Annotated in this window: 16 protein-coding genes; 8 read left to right on the top strand and 8 right to left on the bottom strand. The window is 64.6% G+C overall.

Annotated elements, in window-relative coordinates; all coding sequences use genetic code 11:
- Positions 1-219: 219 nt before the first annotated feature.
- From ppdK to X907_RS09660, 5 genes are all read right to left on the bottom strand, one after another.
- Positions 220-2,892 carry a pyruvate, phosphate dikinase gene (gene ppdK / locus X907_RS09680; protein WP_127567469.1) on the bottom strand — a complete coding sequence of 891 codons (2,673 nt, stop codon included), beginning with the start codon at positions 2,890-2,892 and terminating at the stop codon, positions 220-222.
- Positions 2,893-2,960: 68 nt separating this feature from the next.
- Positions 2,961-5,441 (bottom strand): glycine--tRNA ligase subunit beta, encoded by a 2,481-nt coding sequence (gene glyS, locus X907_RS09675; protein ID WP_233352288.1) that lies wholly within the window; start codon positions 5,439-5,441, stop codon positions 2,961-2,963.
- Between the two features lie 18 nt (positions 5,442-5,459).
- Positions 5,460-6,059, bottom strand: a complete 600-nt coding sequence (locus X907_RS09670) for a glutathione S-transferase family protein (protein ID WP_127567467.1) — start codon at positions 6,057-6,059, stop codon at positions 5,460-5,462.
- On the bottom strand, positions 6,059-6,940 hold the full coding sequence (locus X907_RS09665; RefSeq protein WP_127567465.1) for a glycine--tRNA ligase subunit alpha: 882 nt from the start codon (positions 6,938-6,940) through the stop codon (positions 6,059-6,061). The genes X907_RS09670 and X907_RS09665 overlap by 1 nt, the downstream gene beginning before the upstream one ends.
- Before the next feature lie 82 nt (positions 6,941-7,022).
- A complete protein-coding gene (locus X907_RS09660) occupies positions 7,023-7,472 on the bottom strand; it encodes an Rrf2 family transcriptional regulator (protein ID WP_127567463.1) in 450 nt (149 codons plus the stop codon).
- 109 nt (positions 7,473-7,581) lie between these two features.
- Between X907_RS09660 and X907_RS09655 the strand changes: the two genes are divergently transcribed.
- The 4 genes from X907_RS09655 (at position 7,582) to nadC (ending at position 12,358) form a co-directional block, all read left to right on the top strand.
- Positions 7,582-8,469: an NAD(P)/FAD-dependent oxidoreductase gene (locus tag X907_RS09655; RefSeq protein ID WP_127567461.1), complete on the top strand. Its 888-nt coding sequence runs from the start codon at positions 7,582-7,584 to the stop codon at positions 8,467-8,469.
- Between the two features lie 292 nt (positions 8,470-8,761).
- Positions 8,762-9,889 (top strand): quinolinate synthase NadA, encoded by a 1,128-nt coding sequence (gene nadA / locus X907_RS09650; RefSeq protein WP_127567459.1) that lies wholly within the window; start codon positions 8,762-8,764, stop codon positions 9,887-9,889.
- Positions 9,890-9,998: 109 nt separating this feature from the next.
- Entirely contained in the window at positions 9,999-11,528 is a 1,530-nt protein-coding gene (locus X907_RS09645; RefSeq protein ID WP_127567457.1) for an L-aspartate oxidase, read from the top strand.
- The gene (gene nadC / locus X907_RS09640) at positions 11,525-12,358 is read left to right on the top strand and encodes a carboxylating nicotinate-nucleotide diphosphorylase (RefSeq protein WP_127567455.1); all 834 of its coding nucleotides are present in this window, start codon (positions 11,525-11,527) and stop codon (positions 12,356-12,358) included. Before X907_RS09645 ends, nadC begins: the two co-directional genes overlap by 4 nt.
- Before the next feature lie 242 nt (positions 12,359-12,600).
- Here the strand turns inward: nadC and X907_RS09635 are convergent, their stop codons facing one another.
- Entirely contained in the window at positions 12,601-14,292 is a 1,692-nt protein-coding gene (locus X907_RS09635; RefSeq protein ID WP_127567453.1) for an aminotransferase class V-fold PLP-dependent enzyme, read from the bottom strand.
- A 108-nt stretch (positions 14,293-14,400) separates the two neighbouring features.
- Between X907_RS09635 and X907_RS09630 the strand changes: the two genes are divergently transcribed.
- Positions 14,401-14,856, top strand: coding sequence for an Lrp/AsnC family transcriptional regulator (locus tag X907_RS09630; protein WP_127567451.1), 456 nt, complete (start codon positions 14,401-14,403; stop codon positions 14,854-14,856).
- A gap of 326 nt (positions 14,857-15,182) precedes the next feature.
- On the opposite strand, the gene X907_RS14500 is transcribed toward X907_RS09630, so the two are convergent.
- Positions 15,183-17,816 carry a TSCPD domain-containing protein gene (locus tag X907_RS14500; RefSeq protein ID WP_179951433.1) on the bottom strand — a complete coding sequence of 878 codons (2,634 nt, stop codon included), beginning with the start codon at positions 17,814-17,816 and terminating at the stop codon, positions 15,183-15,185.
- Positions 17,817-17,913: 97 nt separating this feature from the next.
- The gene (locus X907_RS09620) at positions 17,914-18,267 is read right to left on the bottom strand and encodes a hypothetical protein (protein ID WP_127567449.1); all 354 of its coding nucleotides are present in this window, start codon (positions 18,265-18,267) and stop codon (positions 17,914-17,916) included.
- A gap of 64 nt (positions 18,268-18,331) precedes the next feature.
- On the opposite strand from X907_RS09620, the gene X907_RS09615 reads away from it, so the two are divergent.
- From X907_RS09615 to mlaD, 3 genes are all read left to right on the top strand, one after another.
- Positions 18,332-18,685 (top strand): DUF2200 domain-containing protein, encoded by a 354-nt coding sequence (locus tag X907_RS09615; RefSeq protein ID WP_127567447.1) that lies wholly within the window; start codon positions 18,332-18,334, stop codon positions 18,683-18,685.
- Between the two features lie 89 nt (positions 18,686-18,774).
- Positions 18,775-19,182, top strand: coding sequence for an NADH:ubiquinone oxidoreductase subunit NDUFA12 (locus X907_RS09610; protein ID WP_127567446.1), 408 nt, complete (start codon positions 18,775-18,777; stop codon positions 19,180-19,182).
- 7 nt (positions 19,183-19,189) lie between these two features.
- Positions 19,190-19,651 (top strand): outer membrane lipid asymmetry maintenance protein MlaD, encoded by a 462-nt coding sequence (gene mlaD, locus X907_RS09605; protein WP_127567444.1) that lies wholly within the window; start codon positions 19,190-19,192, stop codon positions 19,649-19,651.
- Positions 19,652-19,703: the final 52 nt, after the last annotated feature.

The raw sequence follows: 19,703 nt of genomic DNA, 5'->3' as shown, positions 1-19,703 counted from the left end.
GGGTGTTGCGGCCTGCATGTCCCCCATGCAGCTCACAAACCAGACCGAGCGTTAGAGATGGCACATATGGAGTGCCCGCTTCGGTTAGCAAGGTGTGAACGAAATCTGGCTCATGCATACTCAAGTGCGCAGACGAGGTCAACCGCTCTGCACTGCCCGTTAACTATAGCCACAATTCCGCCCAACTTCAGTATTGGGGTAATGGTGTTATAGTTCAGATCAGTCTTGCTTTGCCTTGAGTGCGGCCTGCGCTGCTGCCAGACGGGCAATCGGCACACGATAAGGTGAACACGAAACGTAATCGAGGCCGACGGACTCGCAGAATCGAATCGAGGCCGGATCACCGCCATGTTCCCCGCAAATTCCAAGCTTTAGCTCTGGCCTGGCGGCGCGTCCGCGCTCAACGGCGATGCGGATCAGGTCGCCAACGCCGTCCTGGTCGATGGATACGAACGGATCGCGCTCGAAAATCTGTGCTTCGAGATAAGCCCCCAGAAACTTGCCGGCATCGTCGCGCGAGAGCCCGAACGTGGTCTGGGTCAAGTCATTCGTGCCGAACGAGAAGAATTCGGCAAATTCCGCGATATCGCCTGCGCGCAGCGCCGCGCGCGGCAATTCGATCATGGTGCCGATCAGATAGACCGGGGCCACGCCCGATTCCCGCTCCACATCGCGGGCCACAGCGGCCACGCGCACTTTGAGGATTTCCAGCTCTTTTGCCGTGGCGACCAGCGGGATCATCACTTCGGCGACGGGTTTGAAGCCGGTTTCCTTTTCCACAAGGGCCTGCGCCTCGAAGATGGCGCGCGCCTGCATCTCGTAGATTTCAGGGAAGGTGATGCCGAGGCGGCAGCCGCGATGGCCGAGCATCGGATTGGTTTCGGCCAGCGAACGCGCGCGCTCCATCAGCGCGTCGGCGGGCAGGCCCGTCGCCTCCGAGACCGCTTTCACGTCTTCCTCATTATGGGGCAGGAATTCGTGCAGGGGCGGGTCGAGCAGGCGGATCGTGCAGGGGCGCTCCTCCATGATGCGGAAGATCTCAGCGAAATCATCGCGCTGCATGGGCAGGATCTTGGCCAGCGCATTGATGCGCCCGTCCTGATCTTCCGACAGGATCATTTCGCGCACGGCGGCGATGCGGTCTGCGTCAAAGAACATATGCTCGGTACGGCAGAGGCCAATGCCTTCGGCACCGAACTCCTTGGCCGTCTGCACATCGGCGGGCGTTTCGGCATTGGTGCGCACCTTCATGCGGCGCGCCTTGTCGGCCCAGCCCATCAGCTTGCCGAAATCGCCGGTCAGTTCCGGCTTGATCATGCGCGCCTCGCCAAACAGCACTTCGCCTGTCGCGCCATCAACGGTGATGATGTCGCCATCGGTGATGGTGCGCCCGCGCGCGGTGAACTTCTTGGCCGCCGCATCGATACGGATTTCGCCCGCACCCGACACGCAAGGCCGGCCCATGCCGCGCGCGACAACCGCCGCGTGGCTGGTCATGCCGCCTCTGGCCGTCACGATGGCCTGGGCGGCGTGCATGCCGTGAATGTCTTCAGGCGAAGTTTCCACGCGTACGAGAATGACTTTCTCGCCCAGGCTGGCGCGGTGCTCGGCCTCATCGGAATCAAACACCGCCCGGCCAGAGGCCGCGCCCGGAGAGGCGGGCAAGCCCTTGGCGATCACGTCGCGCTGGTAGTCCTCGGCAATCGTCGGGTGGAGCAGCTGGTCCAGCGCGGACGGGTCCACGCGCAGCACGGCCTCTTCCTGCGTGATCAGGCCATCATCGACCATGTCGCAGGCAATTTTCAGCGCCGCGCGCGCGGTGCGCTTGCCGTTGCGGGTCTGCAGCATCCACAGCCGGCCCATCTCGACGGTGAACTCGATGTCTTGCATGTCGCGGTAATGGCGCTCGAGCGTGTCGAACACCTTTGCCAGCTCGCCATAGACTTGCGGCAGGGCCTCTTCCATGGAGGGCTGGGTATCGCCCATCTTCTCGCGCATGGCTTTCGTCAGGCATTGCGGCGTGCGGATGCCCGCCACCACGTCCTCGCCCTGCGCGTTAATCAGGAACTCGCCGTAATAGCCGCGCTCGCCCGTGGAGGGGTCGCGGGTAAACGCCACGCCCGTGGCCGAGCTTTCGCCCATATTGCCGAACACCATGGCCTGCACGTTGACGGCAGTGCCCCAGCTGGCGGGGATGTCATACATGCGCCGGTAGGTGATGGCCCGGTCATTCATCCATGAACCGAACACCGCGCCCATCGCGCCCCACAGCTGGTCGCGCGGATCGGTGGGGAAGGGCTCGCCCAGCGCCGATTTCACGGCCCGCTTGTAGTCGGCGATGATCACTTCCCAGCCCTCTGCCGTGATCTCGGTATCAAGCTGCAGGTCGTTCTCTTCCTTGTAGCGCTCAAGGATTTCCTCAAACTCGCTATGGGAGACGCCTAAGACCACGTCCGAATACATGGTGATGAAGCGGCGATAGCTGTCGAGCGCGAAGCGCCGGTCGCCCGAAAGCTTGGCGAGCCCCTCTGCTGTCTCGTCATTGAGGCCCAGATTGAGGACCGTATCCATCATGCCCGGCATGGAGGCGCGGGCGCCCGAACGCACGGAAACCAGCAGCGGATTGGCCGGATCGCCAAACGTCTTGCCGACCTTCTTTTCCAGATCGGCGAGGGCGGCTTCCACCTGGCCTTCCAGCTCGGCCGGATAGGCGCGGTCATTGGCGTAAAACGCGGTGCAAACCTCGGTGGTCAGGGTGAAGCCCGGCGGGACAGGCAGGCCAAGGCGCGCCATCTCGGCAAGGTTTGCACCCTTGCCACCCAAAAGCGCGCGGGCATCGCCGGTCATCGCATCGGCTGCGCCGCCACCAAAGGCATAAACCCATTTCGTCATCGCCAGTGTACTCGCTCTTCCTAAGGTCCGCCGCGCCGGGGCGGTCATGTGATGTGCCGGGCGCCTGCCTAGCCTTCCAGCCTGTCAAAATCTGCCACGGCCTGAACGGCCGCACGGATGCGCGACAATAGAACAAGTCTGTTGCGCCGCAACATGGGATCGTCCGCGTTCACCGTAACCGCCTCGAAGAAGGCATCAACCGGCGCACGCAAAGAGGCCAGCGCCCGCATCGCGCCTTCGAAGTTTTCGGCTTCCAGTGCTTTCGCGGCATCGGCGCTCGCGGTCTCAAGCGCGCTGATCAGCGCCTTTTCCTGTGGCTCGGTCGCGGCAGCGGAGAGGGCTTTCAGCAGGGCTGAATTCCCGGACGCGCCGGAGGCGCGAGCCGGGACCTCGTGCCCGTCGGAATCGAGGCCCCGGATAGCGCTGCGCGCTTCCGGGGTTTCAGAGGTGGACGAGGGATCAAGCTCTGCAAGCGCCGCCGCCACGTCAAAGCCCTTGCCTTCCTCGATTTTGAGAATGTTTGCCGCGCGCCGGTAACCGGCCAGCAGCGCCGCGCCGTCCTCGGTATCGAGGAAAGCCTGCAGCGCGCGCGATTTCGCGGTGACGCGCACGAGGTCATCATCAAGTGTCCCATCGTCTTGGGGTGCGAAAACGGCATTGATGACATCATGCCTCACCCCATCATCCCTTAGGTAAACCGCAAGTCGGTCGACCAAAAAGCGGCCCAGATCAGAAACGTTCTCGGCAATCAAGTTCAGATCGCCTTCAATTTCGTTCAACTTACGGTCAACAAAGTGCTGAAGACCAGCCTTCATCCCCTCGTTAGACATCCCCTTTCCGAGATATCCCTCCAGCCAACTCAAGTTGCTTCCTTTTATTTGCGAGCCAGTAATTGCCAAAATTGATAGCTGAGAAATTCGCAATATGTAGTGCCTGAGCGGTATACGAATATCCCCTTCCATCAAAACCCTGATCACCCCCAGCGCCGCGCGTCTCAGCGCAAACGGGTCTTTCGAGCCGGTGGGTTTTTCATCAATCGCCCAGAAGCCGACCAGCGTATCGAGCTTGTCGGCGAGCGCGACCGCCGCACTGACCGGAGCGGTCGGTACCGCGTCTGACGGGCCTTGCGGCTTGTAGTGATCGCGGATGGCGTCGGCGATCTGCTGGCGTTGGTCTGAGGTGAGGCCGGAGAGCATCCCCCCTGAACTCCCGGACGCGCCGGAGGCGCGAGCCGGGACCTCGTGCCCATCCTGACCCCGGCCCCGGACAGCGCTGCGCGCTTCCGGGGTTTCAGCAGAAGTATCAAGCGCGTAATAGCGCCCCATCACGCCTTGGAGTTCAGGGAATTCATAGACCATCTGGCTGACGAGATCGGCCTTGGCGAGTTTCGCCGCGCGGTATGCCAGCTCCGGGTCTGCGCCCACCGCAGGGGCCAGTTCGCGCGCGAGCGCAGCGACCCGCTCCACCTTGTCGGCCAGCGTGCCGAGCTTCTCATGGAAGGTGACCTTGGAGAGCTCGCCCGCCATCGCGTCCAGGCCGCGCTTGCGGTCGAGATCCCAGAAATGGCGGGCATCCGACAGGCGCGCGGAGACGACGCGGGCTGCGCCGTGGGCAATCGCCTTCCCGCCATCTGTCGCGTCCTGATTGGCGATTTTTACAAATTTCGGGGCGATTTTGCCGGTCTTGGGATCACGCACCGCGAAGTATTTCTGGTGCACCTTCATGGTGAGCGCGATGACTTCAGCGGGCAGGTCCAGGAAGGCAGGGTCGATCTCGCCCAGCACCGCGACCGGCCATTCGGCAAGGCCCGTCACCTCGGCCAAGAGGCCCTCATCCTCGATCAGCTCAAGGCCGGCATGCGCGCAGGTGCGCTTTGCCCCTTCAAGGATGATGGCGGAGCGCTCGGCGCGCGTCAGCACCACGCCGTTATCGCGCAGCTTCGCGGCGTAATCGGCATAGTCCTTCACCGCGAAGACGCGTTCACCCTTCGAATGGATGCGGTGGCCCTCGGTGAGGTTAGAAGCCTCGATACCGAACACAGCTACCGGCACGACTTTGCCATCGAGCAGGCAGATGATGCGGTGTAAGGGGCGCACCCAGCGCTGGGCCTTCTCGCCTTCGCCAAACTTCATCGATTTCGGCCAGGGGAAATTACGGATCGCGCTTTCCAGCGCTTCGGCAATCACCTCGCCTGCATCGCGGCCCGGCTTCTCGATGACAGCGACGTAGAAATCACCCTTCGGCGTATTGTCGATGCGGCATTGATCGAGGCTGGAGAGGCCAGCACCGCGCAGGAAGCCCTGCACGGCCTGTTCGGGCGAGCCGACGCGCGGGCCTTTGCGCTCCTCGCTGACATCTGCTGTGCGGGCAGGCACGCCTTCGGCCACCAGGCCGATCCGTCGCGGGCCGGAGAAAGTCGTAAGGGCATCCACGCCAAGGCCCGCCGCCTTGAACGCCTCGCCCATCAGCCGGGCAAGGTCTTCTTCGGCCCGTGCCTGCATGCGGGCCGGGATTTCCTCGCAGAAGAGTTCGATGAGTAGCTGGGCCAAGGGGAAAGCGTCCGGTTCTTACTGGTTGCTGGCCTGCATGCGGGCATAGGCGGGCCGGGCGTGCAGGCGGGTGATGTAATCGTCAATGCGCGGATTGTCCGGCATCAGCTTGAAGTGTTTCAGCCAGCCGAGCGCGCCGCCAATGAGAATATCGGCAGCCGAGAAGCGCTCTCCAAGCAGGTAGGGGCCATCCTCCAGCGCGGTCTCGATCAGGGTGATGACCGTCTCCCACTCGCCCCAGCCGACCGTGCGCGGATCAACATCGAGGTTCTGCGCCTTGGTCACGATGGCCGGTTCCAGCACGCCGGGGCGGAACACGCTCCAGTAGAGATAATCGGCGCGCAGCGGATCGCCGATGGCAGGGGCGAGGCCGGCTTTCGGGAATTCATCGCACAGATAAAGCGAGATCGCGGCCATTTCGGTCAGCGTCTTGCCCTTGTGGCGGATGGCGGGAACCTTGCCGGCAGGATTGATTTTCAGGAATTCCGCCTCGCGCGTTTCTCCGCCGAACACGTCCACCTTGCGCAGCTCGTAGGGCACGCCCAGCTCCTCCACCAGCCAGACAGTGCCGGTAGAGCGGGTATTGGGGCCGTGCCAGACGATGAGGTCAGCGGCCATCACGCGGCATCCTTTTTCTGCTGTTCCACCCAGGCACTGGCGCAGCCCTTGGCGAGCTCACGCACCCGCGCAATCCAGCTGGCGCGCTCGGCGACCGAAATCGCGCCGCGCGCATCGACGAGGTTGAAGAGGTGGGAGGCCTTCAGGCACCAGTCATAGGCGGGCAGGGGCAGGGGCGTATCCAGCGAGAGCAGCGCCATGCACTGCTTCTCCGCGCCCTTGAACCACTCGATCAGCATGTCGACATCGGCATGCTCGAAATTGAAGGCCGAGTGCTGGCGCTCGTTTTCAAGGAAGACATCGCCGTAGGTGAGGCCCGCGCCGTTGAAATCGAGATCGTAGACATTCTCCACGCCCTGCACATACATGGCGAGGCGTTCGAGCCCGTATGTCAGCTCGCCGGAGACCAGCTCCACATCCAGCCCGCCGACCTGCTGGAAGTAGGTGAACTGGCTGACCTCCATCCCGTCGCACCAGACCTCCCAGCCGAGGCCCCAGGCACCCACGGTCGGGTTCTCCCAGTCATCCTCCACAAAGCGCACATCGTGAAGCTTGCGGTCGATGCCGAGCGCGTCCAGCGAACCGAGATACAGGTCCTGAATATCGGCCGGGCAGGGCTTGAGGAGCACCTGGAACTGGTAATAGTGCTGCAGCCGGTTGGGGTTCTCGCCATAGCGCCCGTCGCCCGGACGGCGCGAGGGCTGCACATAGGCTGCCCGCCACGGCTTCGGGCCCAGCGAGCGCAGCGTCGTGGCCGGGTGCAGCGTGCCAGCGCCAACCTCGGTATCATAGGGCTGCAGAATGGCGCAGCCCTGCTCGGCCCAATAGTGCTGGAGCGTCAGGATCAGGTCCTGAAAGGACGGGGCTTTTTGCTCGGCCATGGCGCGGGTTCCGGCGGGAGTGAAAATCGCGCGCGAACCTAGGCGCGCCCGCGCCCGCAATCAAGCCGCAGATCAGGCGGTGTCAGGTGGTGGCGGCGGGGTGGGTGTCGCAGGCTGGCGGACGCTTCATGCCGTCCACGATGTCGGCGAGGGTTCGGCCCTGCAATTCGCGGATCAATTCTGCCTCGGCGCGGGCAAAAGCCTCCTGCATGGAGGCATTCACTGCCTGCTCCACCAGGCATTCAGGCCGGTCCCGGCTGGGGCCGATGGCAAAGAGCGTGCCCGGCTCCAGCGCGCGGTGAACATCCAGCAGGGTGATGGCGCTTAAGGGCCGGGTCAGCCGCCAGCCGCCGCCATGGCCCTTCTCCGACACCACATAGCCCTGGTCGCGCAGGCCCGCCATCGTGCGCCGGACCACTACCGGATTGGTGTTCAGCATGGCGGCTATCTCCTGCGAGGTGCAGGGCTTTTCAGCCTCCCCCATGTGGATCAGCACGTGGAGCATGCGGCTCAGACGGTAATCGCGTGCCATGGGCGGCGTCCTGTTTCGCGGGTCTTGCAACTTTGAAAGTAGCAAGGGATTGACTCCGCCGCAAACACGTAACATCTAAAGTGGCGTGATAGGTGAGAAGGAGCCAGCCATGCAGTATGACGTGATCATTATCGGGGGCAGCTATGCGGGGCTGGCCGCCGGATTGCAGCTGGCGAGGGCGCGCAGGCGGGTGCTGGTGGTGGATGCCGGCGTGCGGCGCAACCGTTTCGCCAGCGCCTCGCACGGATTTTTCGGCCATGACGGCGTGCCGCCTGCTGACCTCGCTGCACTGGGCCGGGAGCAGATTCTCGCCTATCCGACGGTGGAATGGCATGAGGGTGAGGCACGACAGGTGGAGCCGGTTGAGGGCGGATATGCGGTCTGCCTCGGCGATACATCGGCCAGAGCCTCGCGCATCATTCTGGCGACCGGCATACGCGATATTCTGCCCGCCATTGCCGGGCTGGAGGCGCGCTGGGGACGGCACGTTTTCCATTGCCCTTACTGCCATGGTTTTGAGCTGGATGAGGGCCCGGTCGGCGTGATCGCCAGCTCCCCCATGGCCGTGCATCAGGCGATGATGTTGCCTGACTGGGGGCCGACGACGCTCTTCACCAATGGCGTCTACGTGCCGGAGGGCGAGGAGCTTGCCGCGCTGGAGCGCCGCGGCGTGGTGCTGGAACATGCCCATGTCACCGGTCTGGAAGGCGAAGGCGTGGACGTGGTGCTGGCCGACGGGCGGCGGATCTCTATGGCTGGTGCTTTCGTCCAGCCACGCATGGAGATGGCGTCGGGGATCGCGCACCAGATGGGCCTTGCCTTCGAGGAAGGGCCGCTGGGTGCCTTCGTGCAAACCAGCGAAATGAAACAGACCAGCCGCCCCGGCGTTTTCGCCTGCGGGGACATGGCGCGCGCGGCCGGTTCGGTCAGCTTCGCAGTCGCCGATGGCACGATGGCTGGCCTCGCCGCCCACCGCTCGCTGATTTTCGGGCTGTAGGCGCGCTACACACCCATGCGGTAGATGTCTCCCCCCGCCTGCGGGGGGAGACATCTACCGTCGCAAATGGTCCCGATACGGGGAAATCGAGGCATGACGGCTGGCGCCCGCGCCGCTTCTCACGATGGGGTGTAAGAAAACTGTCTTGCATCCCCCCTTGCCGGGGCGTAGAAACATCCCACCTTAGGCTCAGTTGGAGCATAACGGCGAGACCGGTTACGGACCCGCCGATTTTCTGGCCCCTCGTAATGCTCAAATTGAGCAAAAGAGGGCGGAGAGAGGATGAGACGCGATGGACCGGCACGACCCGACCCGCATGCAAGCCATTGATAATGCATGGCCCGAAGCCGATGCGCTGGTCTATGATGCGGGCGTGAAGGCGCGCACCGATCACCTTTATGAGAAGGTGAAATCGGTAGTGACGCCGATGGAGTGGCCGCTGCATGCGCCGCTGATCGACGCGATCAACCGCCTGAAGGTCGAGCGCGATGCCGTCATCCTCGCCCATAACTACATGACCGCCGACATCTTCCACACGGTGGGCGACATCATGGGTGACTCGCTCAAACTCGCGCAGGAAGCGGCCAAGACCGAAGCCCGCGTGATCGTGCAGGCGGGCGTGCATTTCATGGCCGAGACGGCAAAAATCCTCTCGCCGGAAAAGACCGTGCTGATCCCCGATGAGCGTGCGGGCTGTTCGCTGGCCGCCTCCATCACCGGCGCCAATGTGGGCGCCATCCGCGAGGCCTATCCCGACTATCCGATCGTCACCTATGTGAACACGTCGGCCGAGGTGAAGGCGTATTCCGACATTTGCTGCACCTCATCCAATGCCGTGCAGGTGGTCGAGGCCATTGCGGCGGAATGGAATACCGACACGGTCATCCTCATTCCGGACGAGTATCTGGCGAAAAATGTCGCCAGCCAGACCGGCATCCGCATCCTCACCTGGAAGGGCAGCTGCGAGGTGCATGAGCAGTTCACGGTGGAGGATATTGAGGCGCTGCGCGCCGCCCATCCCGAGGCCATGATCATCACGCATCCTGAGTGCCCGCCGGACGTGCTGAAAGCCGCCGATTTTGCAGGCTCCACCGGCGCGATGGCGGCCTATGTGAAGGATCACCAGCCGCAAACGGCCATCCTCATCACCGAGTGCTCGATGAGCGATAATGTGGCGGTGGAAAATCCGGGCGTGAACTTCGTAAAACCGTGCAATCTGTGCCCGCACATGAAGCGCATTACGCTGCGCGGCATCTATGAGGCGCTGCGTGACATGAAGCATGAAGTGCATGTCGATCCGCTCATCGCTGAGCGCGCGAAGGCCAGCGTGGACGCCATGCTGGCGCTGCCCTCGCTGGGCAAGCCGCCTGCGTTTGACACCAGCAAGCCTGCCGTCTCCATCCCCTATGTGAGCGTTTAGCCAACAGGGCTGAAACCCCGGACGCGCAGCGATCCGGGGCCTCGTGCCGAGCCTCTACCCGATCCCGGCTCTCGCAAGCTCGGCCGGGATTTCAAGGATAGGTAATCCGGTGAACCACCCCCTCATCATCGTTGGCGCTGGCATAGCGGGTCTCTGGACCGCGCTGCATGCTGCGCCTCGCCGGGTGGTTCTGCTGACGGGCGCAAGGCTGGGCGAGGGGAGTTCCACAGGCTGGGCGCAGGGCGGCGTTGCGGCGGCCCTCGGCCCTGATGACAGCCCCTCCCTGCACGCGCGCGACACGATTGCCGCCGGAGCGGGGCTGGTCGATGAGGCGGCAGCACATCTGCTGGCCGAAGCCGGACCTGCCGAGATCGAGGCGCTCTATGCGCTGGGCGCGCCGTTCGAGCGCGAGGCAGACGGCAGCTGGGCATTGTCGCGGGAGGCCGCCCATTCGCGAGCCCGCGTGGCGCGGGTGAAGGGCGATCAGGCCGGGGCGGGCATACTCGCCGCTTTGATCGAAGCCGTTCAGGCCGCGCCTCATATCGAGATCCGCGAGGGCTGGCGCGCTGCGGGCCTGATCCCTGATGAACAAGGCGGCTGCGCGGGCGTGACCGCGTTTGATGCGGGCGGCGCGCGCCATGACCTTCTTGCGAGCGATACCGTGCTCGCCACGGGAAGCCTGTGCGGGCTTTATGGCGTGACGACCACGCCCGCCAGCAGCCAGGGGCAGGCTCTGGCCTGGGCGGCAAGGCTCGGCGCGGTCATTCAGGACCCGGAATTTGTCCAGTTCCACCCCACGGCCATCGATGTGGGCCGCGATCCGGCACCGCTCGCCACCGAAGCCCTGCGCGGCGAGGGCGCTACCCTGATCGATGCGAAGGGCCATCGCTTCCTGCGCGGCGTGCACTCGCAAGCAGAGCTGGCCCCGCGCGATGTGGTGGCCCGCGCTGTCCACCGGCAGGTGAAGACCGGGCGCGGTGCCTATCTCGATGCCCGCGCGGCGGTGGGTGATGAATTCCCTGAGCGCTTTCCGGCCGTGTTTGCGGCCTGCAGGGCGGCGGGCATTGATCCGCGCGTGGCGCCGATCCCGGTCGCCCCAGCGGCGCACTACCACATGGGCGGGGTGGCGACGGACACTGAAGGCTTTACCGGCGTGCCGGGCCTGTGGGCCGTCGGCGAGTGTGCCTCCACCGGCGTGCATGGCGCGAACCGGCTGGCCTCGAACTCGCTGCTGGAAGGGCTGGTGTTCGGAAGGCGGGCGGCAGAAGCGCTTGCAAACGCGCCGCAGCGTACGCTGAAGCCTGTTGCCGCTGATCCGGCTCCGGAGTTGCCCGGAGAGGCGCTTGGTGCCTTGCGCGCCGCCATGGCGATGCAGGCAGGGGTGGAGCGCGACGGCGCGGGGCTTGCCCGCCTGCTTGAACTGATCGACACGCTGGAAGCCGCTTGTGGCGAGGCCGATGCGCTGATCGCCGCGCGCTTCGTGGCGGCAGGGGCATCGATGCGCACCGAGAGCCGGGGCGGGCATTTCCGCAGCGATCATCCCTCTGACAGTGCCGTGGCCGCCCATACCCGCCTGACGCTCGCAGAGGCGCGCGCCGTGCATCCCCACATTCCCCCGCTCGCGGAGCCTGCCGAATGAACAGCGCCTACTTGCATGACATCGTGGCGCGCGCGCTGGCCGAGGATCTGGGCGGGCGCGGCGATGTGACCAGCGAAGCGGTGATCCCCGCCCACGCCCATGCGGCTTTCGTTATCGCGGCGCGGGGCGAGGGCGTGCTGGCGGGGCAGGCGGTCGCGGCTGAAGTCTTCCGCCAGTGCGACCCCACCTTGAAAACCTACTGGCGTGCTCATGATGGCGATGCGCTGGCCACAGGCGATGTGGTGCTGGCGGTGGAGGGTTCTGTCCGCGCCATTCTCGTGGCCGAGCGCACGGCGCTGAACTTCCTGGGCCGCCTTAGCGGCATCGCCACCCTGACGAGGCTGTATGTCGAGGCGGTGAAGGGCACGGGCGTGACAATCGCCCATACCCGCAAGACCACGCCGACATTACGCGCGCTGGAGCTCAGCGCGGTGCGCGCTGGCGGCGGGGCGAGCCATCGCTTCGGGCTCGATGATGCTATCCTCATCAAGGACAATCACGTGGCCGTTGCGGGCAGTGTGGGTGAGGCGGTGCGCCGCGCCAAAGCCCATGCCGGGCACATGACACGGGTGGCCGTCGAGATCGACCGGCTGGACCAGCTGGATGAAGCGCTGGCAGCGGGCGCGGAGAGCGTGCTGCTCGATAACTTCCCGCTGGATGACATGACGGCCGCCGTGAAAGCCGCCAAAGGCAAGACTGTCCTTGAGGCCTCGGGCGGGGTAACCCTTTCCACCATCCGCGCGATTGCTGAAACCGGCGTTGACGTGATCTCGGTCGGCGCGCTCACCCACTCAGCCCCGAATTTCGATTTCGGCATGGATGAGGGGTAGGGGTTTTCTCCTGCGGCCCATCATTGTCATGGCCCGGTTCTCCTTTTCTCCCCCCGTTCACGGGGGGAGTGGTCCGAAGGACCGAGGGGGGATTTCACAAAAGCTCCCCCCTCCGTCAGCTGCGCTGACACCTCCCCCGCAGGCGGGGGAGGAAAAATGGACCCCGGGTCAAGCCCGGGAACCCGGTTGAGAGCTAAGTGACAAATACCTTAGGTTCCGGCCCCCGAGCCGGGACCCGGAATCTACCCCACCGGCAGGGAAAACTGGCGCAAGCGCTCCACCGCTTCAGGCAGGCGGGGCCGGGCATCCGGGCAGGGGGAGAGGGCGCAGGCGCGTGTAGCGGCTTCGTCCAGAAGGGCGGCAAAGAGTGCGCCGCGGTCATCAATGCGTTCGCCACACATCGCGTCGCGTGCATCCATGCGTGCCGCCCCGCGCCAGCTCCACGCGCCGGTCGTCACGTCGAAGCTGTAAAGGTCGAGGAATTTCCAGCCCTCAGCCGACAGGAAAGCGATGGCGTCAATGAGATAGCCGATCTCCGCCTCGTCCATCGCCCAGTGCAGGCTGACCCGGCTCCAGCCCGGCCTCAGGCCCGCATGACCGGAGAGGACGGCGTCCCGATAGGCCAGCGCCTCATCCTCGCCCAGCCCCAAAAGATCGTGCGCGTACGGCCCGGCGCAGGCACAGCCCGCGCGTGCCTGAATGCCGAAGAGATCACTCAGTAGCGTCGTCACGAAGCGCGGATGCAGCCAGCCGCCGCGCGGATCACGCAAGTTGAACGACACGATGGCGAGGCGGCGGGACGGGTCTTGCGGGCCGAGTATCTCGACGCCGGGACAGTCCTGCCACGCCGTGAAAGCGCGCTCCAGACAGTCCTGCTCGATGGTGTGCAGGCGTTCCAGGCCCAGCGCATCGCGCAGCTCCAGCGCCAGTGCGGCGCGTACCAGCTGGGGCAGGCCGGGCGTGCCGGCCTTCTCGCGCGCTTCCACATCGTCCAGGAAGTCATGCCCGCCATCCCAGACATAACGCACCGTGCCGCCCGCGCAGCAGGTGGGCGGCAGCTCGCGCCGGTAGAGCGCGGTGTTGAACACCAGCACGCCGCATGATCCCGGCCCGCCGACAAATTTGTGCGGCGAGAAGGAGATGGCGTCCACATAGGCATCCGGCTCATCTGCGGGGTGCATGTCGATAGCCGTGTAGGGCGCGCTGGCCGCGCAATCGAGCGCCAGAATGGCGTCATGCGCGTGCAGGAGCTTCGCCAGACGGCGCACATCACTGATGATGCCGGTGACGTTGGAGGCCGCAGAGAACGCGCCAATGCGCATCCTTCCCTGCCATTGCGGGGCTTTGAGCAGGGTTTCCAGCGCTGCAAAGTCTATCCCGCCATCGGGGCAAAGCTTCACGCGCACCACTTCGGCCATGCTTTCGCGCCAGCTCAGCTCATTGGAGTGGTGCTCGTAGGGGCCGACAAAGACCACCGGACGCGTGGCCGCCAGATGGGCTTCAAGGGCGGCCTTCGCCTCTGGCCCCAGAGCGGCGCTGACGGCATCGCCCATCCGGGCAAGGCTCGCGGGCGGGCAGGCAATCCCCAGAACTTCCTGCAGCTTGTGGATGGCGGCGGTGGCGCCGGCCCCGCACGGGATCAGGGCATCATCGGCAGAGGCGTTCACCGCGCGCTTAATGGTCGTTTCGGCGTTTTTCAGCCAGGCATTGGAGGCCCGGCCCGTGGCACTGTCTTCGGTATGCGGATTGGCGAGGAGGGCATGGAGCGCATTGATCTGGTCTTCCACCGCGCGGTGCGGGCGGCCGGAGGCGGTATAGTCTGCATAGACAAGCGGGCGCTCCCCGAACGGCGTACGGATCATGCCATGCCGGGCGGTCAGCCCTTCGCGCAGCGTGTCCACTGCCTGAGTGCCTGAAATGTCTGTCGCAGCCATGATTCCTCCTCTTGCTGTCAGGAAATCACGGCTTTGAGAGTGTTTTTGACCTATTTCAGCGCGCATTCTCGCGTATGGTAGTGAAAATCACCATGAAAGGCTGCGCCCATGGAGCTTGACGACCACGACCGGAAGATTTTGCGCCTGTTGCAGGCCAATGCGGACCAGACCGTGCAGGAGCTGGCCGATGCGGTGGGCCTCAGCGCCACGCCGGTCAACCGGCGCATCAGGCGTATGGAGGAGGCGGGCCTGATCCGGGGCCGTGTGGCTCTGATCGATCAGGAAGGGCTGGGCCTGCGTGCCACGCTTTTCATCTTCGTGAAGACCAGCCGCCATGATGCCGACTGGCTGGAGCGCTTCTCCAGGGGCGTCGCGCGCCTGCCCGAAGTGATCGAGTTCTACCGGATGAGCGGCGAGGTGGACTACCTCATCAAGATCGCCCTGCCGGAGATTGCCGATTACGACGCCTTCTATAAGAAACTCATCGCCATCGCGCCATTGTCGGATGTCAGCGCGAGTTTCGCCATGGAAGCGATCAAGAACACGACGGAATTGCCGGTTTGAGGTTGCTTTTCCCTCGTCCTTCGAGCGCCACCGCGTCCGAAAGGATGAGGGGAAGAGCATCCCAAGCCCTCATCCTGAGGGGCTTCGCCAGAAGCCGTCTCGAAGGACGAGGGCTTGGGAAACGAAAGCCTGAGGCATGGGTGGCCCGGACAAGCCGGGCCATGACAACTGGAGGGGGCTTGCCCGCCGGTGTCTCCCCCCGTTTACGGGGGGAGTGCCGCGAAGCGGCGAGGGGGGGATAACTCAAACAAGTTCCCCCCTCCGTCAGCTACGCTGACACCTCCCCCGTAAACGGGGGAGGACAACACCTCATCGCATAGCGCCCCTCACCCCTCCGGCAGGGCGCCGGACCAGTCGCAGGCTTCGCAGTTCAGCTCGGTACCCGCTTCAACCAGCGTGAAATGTCCGCATCTGGGGCAGGGCTCGCCCGAATAGACCGGTTCGGGCCGTGTAGCGGGCGAGGCATCGCCCTTGCGCCCTGATCCGCTGGCAGGCGGAGGCGCCGTCTTGCGCGGCTGGCTGCCGAGCATCACCACATTGTCGGGCAGCTGCCCGCGCGAGAAGCCTTTCGAGATCAGGCGTGAAGCCTCTTCGCCGGTGATAACTTTCTCGCTGGCCACACCATTGCCGATGCCGCCCGGATCGGATTTGCGCGCATCGGTCTGGGCGAGATCCTCGCGGCCCAGATAGGAGACGCCGAGCTCGCGGAAGAGATAGTCCAGGATGGAGGTCGCGTGCTTGATGGAATCGTTGCCTTCCACCGGGCCGGCGGGCTCGAACCGGGTGAACACATAGGCATCGACATATTCTTCCAGCGGCACACCGTATTGCAGGCCGATGGAGATGGAGATGGCGAAATTGTTCATCAGCGAGCGGAAGGCCGCGCCCTCTTTATGCATGTCGATGAAAATCTCGCCGAGCTCGCCATCTTCAAACTCGCCGGTGTGCAGATAGACCTTGTGGCCACCCACGGTGGATTTCTGGATATAGCCTTTGCGGCGGTCGGGCAGCTTGCGGCGGCTGGCCGCGCGCTCCACGGGCCGCTCCACTACGCGCTCGACAATGCGCTCCCCGGTGAAGACCGGGCGCTCGCCCCGGTCGGCGCTGTCAAACTCTATCGTGGCCAGCAGATCGTAGAGCGCCTCGCCCTCGCGCCGGATGCGGACGGCTTTAAGGCCCTCACGCGCCGCCGACAGGATGAGCGCGGACACATCGTCAATCGTCGCGTGGCCGGGCAGGACCAGATCAAGGCCTGCAGGGGCCTCCAGAGCGCTCTCCAGCGCCGCGGCCATGGTCAGGCGGGCTTCGGGCGTCACGGGCGCCAGCGCGGCTCTAAACGCCTCTGGCAGGGCCTCACACGTGTGCAGCTCGCCGGTGCCATGCACCCAGCGCTCTGCCGCCTCGATCTCCAGCGCGGAGACGCCGAACGCCTCCAGCAGGCGCGTGCCGGCCTGCTCCAGCCGCTCCGGGCTCAGCCCGCAGCGCTGGGCGATCTCGTCGCCCACCGTCCAGCGGTTGAAGGCGTGGCGCACCGGCGCGCCATCGGCGATCATTGTTTCGATGCGGGCAAGGGCATTGGCGTCCAGCCCCGCCTCTTTCAGCGCGCCAAGCCAGCCGGGATTGAGGCCCGACAGCGTGCCTGCGCCAAAGGCGTGGGCGAGGGCGGCATTCGCCGTGTCTGCGTCCAGCTCCGCCAGCAGGGTTTGCGCAAAGCCGCGCGCAGCGGGCGAGTTGCTGGCAATGCCTGCCGGGTCGATCCCGTGGGTGGCCAGCGCCAGATAGCCCGCGATCTCGGCCGGCGCAGGCCCGGTGATGACCGGAGCCGCACTTGCCTCGCGAACGAGGCTCGCCAGTTCAGCGGCGCGGGCGCGGCCCTCATCGCTGTCATAGGCAAGCCCTTCCAGCGCGAGCAACGCGCCAAGCCCTGCCAGCAACAGGCTGCCTTCGGCCTTGTCCGCCACCAGCCCCCACCGCGCCGCAGCGTGTTCCAGCGCGGCGTCATCGCCAGCAAAGGCAGAGAGGTCCAGCACGATGGCGGGTTCGGGCAGAACTGCATCGTCAAAGCGCAAGGCGGGCTGGCCATGGGTCCAGATCGTCGCGGCGAGATCACGCAGGAAAGCGCGCGCGCCCTGATCGGTATCGGTCAGGAGGTTTGCGCCAATCTCGATCACCGGATTGACCGGCATGTCGGGTACGAAGCCCGCGCCATCCTCAATCGTGTCGATGCCCTGGCGGGCGCGTGCAATCGCGCGCTCGATCATCGCGTCCGGCACACCGTCGCGCCGCGCGGCGCGCACAGAGCGGGCAAGGGCGCGGTTATGGCGCGGGTCAAAGCACTCGCCCTCGCTGCCATCGCAGTTGATGCAGGCGAGCGCCACGGCCTCCAGCCGGTCACGCACGATGCGCGCGCCGACATCGCTCGCGGCCCCCGCCATCGCGGCGGTGTTTATCATGCTGATGAGCGCGCCGGCCTCGAACGGGCCGCTGGCCAGCGTTTCCAGCGGCATGTCGGCTTCCGTCTCGCCGCGCCATAGATGCGGGGCAGGGCAGGCTTCGCGCGCGGCGAGGCTCGCGAGGATTTCTGCCGCCTCGATACTGTCAGGTTTCACGCCCGCCAGAGCGGCCAGCGACGCGGCGGTGCTTTCCAGCGCCTTGCGCCCGTCCAGCATGCCCCCTGAAACGTCCGCCCCGGTGAGAAGCCCCAGCGCCGTCACCGCGCTCTCCGGCCAGTCTGCGGGCGCGCTGATCTTCACCGCATGGGGGGTGAGCGCATCCGGGTCGGCATTACCGGCCAGATGGTCGGCAAACTCCAGCCCCGCCAGCGGATCGGCACCTTCGTCAGTCAGGCGGCGGTTGATCGTCATGGCGTGGACACTTCCCTTCTTGCCGCCTTGCTGGCGGCGGGCCGTCTCGCCGCCGCGAAGCCTCGCGGGCAGCAGATGCGAATCACTTGTCGCCAATGATACCGCCTCCGGGGGAGGTGAGTCGAAGGATGGGGAGATGACGATTCCAGTATAGGAAGGAGTCGCTCTTCCAATCGATATCCGGCAAAGCAGATCAATATAGAAGCAGCGGCAATATAAATAAAGCAAATAAAATAAATATAATAGTAACGCAAAGTGATCCAAAGATAAAATAATGCATTAATTTAAAGTCTTTGCTGACCAGTTTTTCTGCTTCCATATCCATAACAGGAAATGGACCGTTCTTGGTAGCCGGCCTATCATTGAGCCTGCTTGTCACAAACAAAGTTCCAAAAAGAAAAAGCAAAAACGAAGCGAAAACAATTTGATCGGTGATAGCTTCGGGCCACCACGCCAGCCCTGCGTCGAAGGCCAGAAAAGCCCCACCATGCACGAGGCACACCGCGATGTACCAGAGTGTCAGCGGTTCGAAGAACTTCCTCGTCATTTCCAGCCTCCGTTCCACCTTGTATTGTAGGAGCCTGATCGCAGGCCGGACAGGGAATTCATCGATGACCCAGCATAGGATATTCACCACCAGTTTTGCGAGCGTGTATCCCGCTTACGTTGCCAAGGCAGAGCGCAAGGGGCGCAGCAAGGAAGAGGTCGACCAGATAATCTTCTGGCTGACGGGTTATGACGCAGCCGGTTTGCGCGCGGTGCTTGATGACAAGACCGATTTTGCGACCTTCTTTGCCAAGGCCCCTTCGATGAATCCGGCGCGTGAACTGGTGAAGGGCGTCGTGTGCAGGGTGCGCGTGGAGGAGGTGGAGCATCCGCTGATGCGCGAGATCCGCTATCTCGACAAGCTGGTGGACGAGCTGGCGCGCGGCAAGGCGATGGAAAAAATCCTGCGTACGCCTTGAGGATGCAGCCCGTCACACTGGACGCGGGCGCGCGCGATAGGCATATACCGTCACACCTGATTTGATGTTTCGCGAGGGGCGGACCTGCCATGCTCGACTTCATTGGACGACTGTTTGCCTGGTGGAATGGCGCGACGCTGGGCGCGCTGTGGACGATCAGCCGTGGCGGCAAGCTCGTCGGCGAGGATGATTACGGCAATCGCTATTACCAGGAACGCAAGAGCGGTTCGGGCGCGGATGGCGTGCCGCGCCGCTGGGTGATCTATAACGGCTATGCCGATGCCTCGCGCGTGCCGGCAGACTGGCATGGCTGGCTGCACCACACCTTTGCCGAGGCGCCCGTTGATGCGCCTTTGCCGCGCCGCGAATGGGAGCTGGACCACAAGCCGAACATGACCGGCACACTCTATGCCTACCGCCCGGCCGGGTCGCTGGCCGATCCGCGCCCGCGTGCGCGCTCGACGGCGGACTATGAGAGCTGGAACCCGGAAGGCTAGGTAAACCATGCGCGGCGGAGCGGTTCTCGAAACACTGGTTGGCGTGATCGTGCTGGTTGTCGCGGTGGTGTTCCTCGTGTTCGCGCAAGGACGCCTCGACTCTGACCCCTCCGCTGGCGGCTATGAGCTGACAGCCCGCTTCTCCGAGATCGGCGCTCTGACCCGGGGTGCAGAAGTGCGCGTGTCCGGCGTGCCGGTCGGCTCGGTGACGGCGATTGATCTCGATACCGAAACCTATTTTGCGCAAGTCAGGATTCGCCTGCGCCGCGATGTGCTGATCCCGGCCGATTCCACCGCCAAGATCACGGCCTCCGGCCTGTTGGGCGGGGCCTATGTGGAGATCGAGGCGGGCGGCGATGACGACATGATCGCCGAAGGCGGTGAGATCGTCTTCACCCAAGGCGCGGTTGATCTGTTCGAGCTGATTGGCGGCTTCGTGTCGGGCGGGCGCGGCGGCGGCGACAGCTAGGCGCTGCCAGTTCTGGCTACTGGTCTCCGGAGATTCGCCCTTGTGCTGCCGC

It is taken from the genome of Glycocaulis alkaliphilus (assembly GCF_004000605.1).
In the GTDB taxonomy this organism is placed as follows: Bacteria; Pseudomonadota; Alphaproteobacteria; order Caulobacterales; family Maricaulaceae; genus Glycocaulis; species Glycocaulis alkaliphilus.
The sequence above is the reverse complement of the archived record's forward strand: the minus strand, read 5'-3'. Positions and strand labels throughout refer to the sequence as shown.

Bases quoted from the DNA above. Each gene is read 5' to 3' on its own strand.
- ppdK (WP_127567469.1), bottom strand. From the start codon at position 2,892: ATGACGAAATGGGTTTATGCCTTTGGTGGCGGCGCAGCCGATGCGATG.
- X907_RS09670 (WP_127567467.1), bottom strand. From the start codon at position 6,059: ATGGCCGCTGACCTCATCGTCTGGCACGGCCCCAATACCCGCTCTACC.
- X907_RS09665 (WP_127567465.1), bottom strand. From the start codon at position 6,940: ATGGCCGAGCAAAAAGCCCCGTCCTTTCAGGACCTGATCCTGACGCTC.
- X907_RS09660 (WP_127567463.1), bottom strand. From the start codon at position 7,472: ATGGCACGCGATTACCGTCTGAGCCGCATGCTCCACGTGCTGATCCAC.
- X907_RS09655 (WP_127567461.1), top strand. From the start codon at position 7,582: ATGCAGTATGACGTGATCATTATCGGGGGCAGCTATGCGGGGCTGGCC.
- nadA (WP_127567459.1), top strand. From the start codon at position 8,762: ATGGACCGGCACGACCCGACCCGCATGCAAGCCATTGATAATGCATGG.
- nadC (WP_127567455.1), top strand. From the start codon at position 11,525: ATGAACAGCGCCTACTTGCATGACATCGTGGCGCGCGCGCTGGCCGAG.
- X907_RS09635 (WP_127567453.1), bottom strand. From the start codon at position 14,292: ATGGCTGCGACAGACATTTCAGGCACTCAGGCAGTGGACACGCTGCGC.
- X907_RS09630 (WP_127567451.1), top strand. From the start codon at position 14,401: ATGGAGCTTGACGACCACGACCGGAAGATTTTGCGCCTGTTGCAGGCC.
- X907_RS09620 (WP_127567449.1), bottom strand. From the start codon at position 18,267: ATGACGAGGAAGTTCTTCGAACCGCTGACACTCTGGTACATCGCGGTG.
- X907_RS09615 (WP_127567447.1), top strand. From the start codon at position 18,332: ATGACCCAGCATAGGATATTCACCACCAGTTTTGCGAGCGTGTATCCC.
- X907_RS09610 (WP_127567446.1), top strand. From the start codon at position 18,775: ATGCTCGACTTCATTGGACGACTGTTTGCCTGGTGGAATGGCGCGACG.
- mlaD (WP_127567444.1), top strand. From the start codon at position 19,190: ATGCGCGGCGGAGCGGTTCTCGAAACACTGGTTGGCGTGATCGTGCTG.